Origin of the sequence: Streptomyces sp. sk2.1 (genome assembly GCF_008120935.1) — a bacterium.
In the GTDB taxonomy this organism is placed as follows: domain Bacteria; phylum Actinomycetota; class Actinomycetes; order Streptomycetales; family Streptomycetaceae; genus Streptomyces.
The window spans coordinates 1-3,068 of record NZ_RDBO01000034.1; the positions used below are offsets into that span (position 1 = coordinate 1).

Genomic DNA, 3,068 nt, shown 5'->3' on the forward strand with positions numbered 1-3,068 from the left:
GGCACGCGGGCCTGGAGCCGCTGCCCGCCACCGCCGCACGCGGGCCTGGAGCCGCTGCCCGCCACCGCCGCGTACGCCGCCCGGGTCGCCGAGTGCGCCCGTTCCTGGCCCGCGGGATACGTCGCGCACCACTACACCCGCTACCTCGGCGACCTCTCGGGCGGCCAGATCATCCGCGACCGGGCGGAGCGCGCCTGGGGCTTCGCGCGCAAGGGCGACGGCGTGCGGTTCTACGTCTTCGAGCAGATCCCCAACCCCGCCTCGTTCAAGCGGGACTACCGCGAGCTGCTGGACGGGCTGGCCGCGGACGACCTGGAGAAGCAGCGCGTCGTCGACGAGTGCAAGCGCGCGTTCGCGCTGAACACGGCGGTGTTCCGGGAGCTGGGCGAGGTGTTCCCGCTCAGCGCGTAGCGTCCGCCCGCCGCGTCGTCATGCGTGCGGCACGTGCTCGGCCGCGCCGGCCAGTGCGACGCGGCCCCCGATCTCCACCGTGCCGTCGGGGGCGGGCGCGGTGAGGAGCTGGGAGCCGCGCCCCTGGATGATGTTGAGGGCGCGCCCCAGCCGCGCGCTGAGCAGCAGGGCCGCCGCCCCCGTCGCCTCGTCCTCGACGATCCCGTCGTCGCGCCTCGGGAACGCCCGCGCCCTGACCCGGCCCGCCGCCTCGTCCTCCCAGGCCCACACGTACAGCGCGTCGTCATGCGTGCGGCACGTGCTCGGCCGCGCCGGCCAGTGCGACGCGGCCCCCGATCTCCACCGTGCCGTCGGGGGCGGGCGCGGTGAGGAGCTGGGAGCCGCGCCCCTGGATGATGTTGAGGGCGCGCCCCAGCCGCGCGCTGAGCAGCAGGGCCGCCGCCCCCGTCGCCTCGTCCTCGACGATCCCGTCGTCGCGCCTCGGGAACGCCCGCGCCCTGACCCGGCCCGCCGCCTCGTCCTCCCAGGCCCACACGTACAGCCAGCCCTCGCCCGGCGGGGGTCCGGTCAGCGCCTCGACCTCGGCGACCGACGCGTACCGCTCCAGCAGGCGCGGCGGCGCCCACTCGGGGCGGGCGGTGATCCAGGTGAACTCCCCGTCCTGGCGGGCGAACACGTCCCCGACCGGCAGTTCCAGGATCTCCAGGTCGAGCAGCCAGGCGGCGCCGACGAGCGGATGCCCGGCGAAGGGGAGGCGGAGCCCGGGGGTGTAGATGTCCAGGTGCCCGCGCTCGGGGTCGTCGACGAACACGGTCTCGCTGAACCCGAGCCGGCGGGCCAGCTCCTGCCGGGACGTCTCGTCGGGGTACGCGCGGCCGTCGCGCACGACCCCGAGGGCGTTGCCGTGCCTGCCGTCGGGTCCGCAGAACACCCGCAGTACGTCGATGCCCGCGGGCCTGTCGAAGTCGCTGTCGTTCACGTGCGCATTCAAGCATCCGCCCGGGCGGCGGCCGTGCGAACGGTCCGTCACCCGGGCGGGACCACCCTCCTTCGGGGCGGGCGGGTCAGGCGGTGCGGCGACGGCGGGCGGCGACCACGACCCCGGCACCGGCCGCCACGACGACACCCGAGGCGGCGATCAGCGCACCGGCCGGGAGGTCGGAGCCGGTGGCGGCGAGGGCGCCCGAGCCCCCGACCGTGCCGCCGACAGAGCCGCCGGCCGATCCGCCGCCCACGCTGCCGCCACCGGTGGCGGCAGTGCCGCCGCCCGCGGTGCCGGAGGTGCCGGAGCCGCTTTCGGCGCCGGGGAGTTCGGCGTCCTTGTCGAGGGCGACCGCGACGGTCAGCGCGTCGAGCGGCTCGCCCTTCTTGTACATCCCGGCGAACGCCCCGGCGCCGTCGGCGGTGAGGGTCGCCGGGACGCCGGAGAGCTTCAGCACGCCCTTCTTCGCGGCGAGTTCGCCCTTGGGGAGCTTCAGGTCGGCGAGGGCGAGGCCGGTGCGCACCGAGACCTCCTTGGTCTTGCGGTCCTTGGAGGTGACGTCCGCGACGAGCGTGCCCTTCGCCCCGTCCACCCGGACCTCCAGGTCGGCCAGGGAGAGGTCGAGGGTGTACTCGCCGTCCTCCTCGTGGCCCAGGAAGCGGACCTTTCCGTCGAACTTCGCGGTGAGGGTCTGCTTCTCGGCGTCGAAGCGGCCGGTGGCGTCGGGGAAGCGGTAGCCGCCGGCGGAGGCGGTGGCACCGGCCGTCGTCTCGATCCGGCCCCGGGCGATCGGGCCCGTGACGTACGCGCGGAACGACTTCCTGACGCCCCAGTCCAGGGTGCCGTCGAGGATCTCGCCCGGCTCGGCGGCCGGTTCGGTGGAGGAGGAACCGGACGGGTCGGGGGACGGGGCGGTGGACGAGGTCGGCCCGCCGCTCGGCTCCGTGGACGGGCCGGTGGACGGCTCCGTGGACGGTTCGGGGGACGGCTCCGTGCTCGGGTCGGGGGACGGGGGCACGACCGCCTTCACCGAGAGGGTGGCCGGGTCGAGCACCTCGCCCTCCTTGTACTGGCCCTGGAACGCCTCGGCGCCGGCCTTCGTCAGCGTCGCCGGGATGTCCTCGAAGACCATCGCGCCGTCCGCGCCCTGGCCCGGCTTCACCCCGGAGAGGTCCAGGGCCGCGAACTTCACGTCGTCGCTGGTGCCCTTCGGGGTGGTGACGTCCACGGTGATCGCGCCGCCGGTGCCGGCCGTGGCGAGCTTCACGTCGGAGAGCGTGATGTCGAGCTCGCCGTCGTGGGCGTAGAAGTGGACGCCGCCCTTGAAGGCGGTGTCGGTGGCGTACGTGGCCTTGTCGTACGTTCCCTTGCCGTCGACGAAGGTGAACACGCCGTTGCCGGATGCCTGGGTGGCGCCGTCCTGGACGGTGATCTTCCCGCCGGAGAACGGTGCGGCGAGGTACTTGCGGAAGGACTCCTTGAGGCCCCATTCCAGCGTGCCGTCCTTCAGTTCCAGCTTCGGTGCCGCSGCGGCACCGTCGGCGGTCGTCGCGGTCGTGGCCGCGGTCGCGGGAAGGACGAGCGCGCTCACGCCGAGGGCGGCCGCCGTGGCGACGGCGGCGGCGAGGGCTATGGGGCGGCGGGTGGCTGCCATGGTCGTGGGACTCCTCTGGGG

At 74.9% G+C, this 3,068-nt stretch carries 3 protein-coding genes and 1 pseudogene; 1 reads left to right on the top strand and 3 read right to left on the bottom strand.

Annotation, left to right across the window (positions count from 1 at the left end; translation table 11 throughout):
* Positions 1–411 (top strand): heme oxygenase (biliverdin-producing) (locus EAO76_RS13580; protein WP_148836196.1); only part of this gene is annotated, 411 nt, incomplete at its 5' end.
* 18 nt (positions 412–429) lie between these two features.
* Here the strand turns inward: EAO76_RS13580 and EAO76_RS13585 are convergent.
* From EAO76_RS13585 to EAO76_RS13595, 3 genes and pseudogenes are all read right to left on the bottom strand, one after another.
* Positions 430–687 (bottom strand): annotated as a pseudogene (locus EAO76_RS13585) (PhzF family phenazine biosynthesis protein); the annotation flags it as partial.
* A gap of 7 nt (positions 688–694) precedes the next feature.
* Positions 695–1,390: a PhzF family phenazine biosynthesis protein gene (locus tag EAO76_RS13590; protein WP_262375445.1), complete on the bottom strand. Its 696-nt coding sequence runs from the start codon at positions 1,388–1,390 to the stop codon at positions 695–697.
* Between the two features lie 85 nt (positions 1,391–1,475).
* Positions 1,476–3,047, bottom strand: coding sequence for an HtaA domain-containing protein (locus EAO76_RS13595; protein ID WP_148836198.1), 1,572 nt, complete (start codon positions 3,045–3,047; stop codon positions 1,476–1,478).
* Positions 3,048–3,068 lie beyond the last annotated feature (21 nt).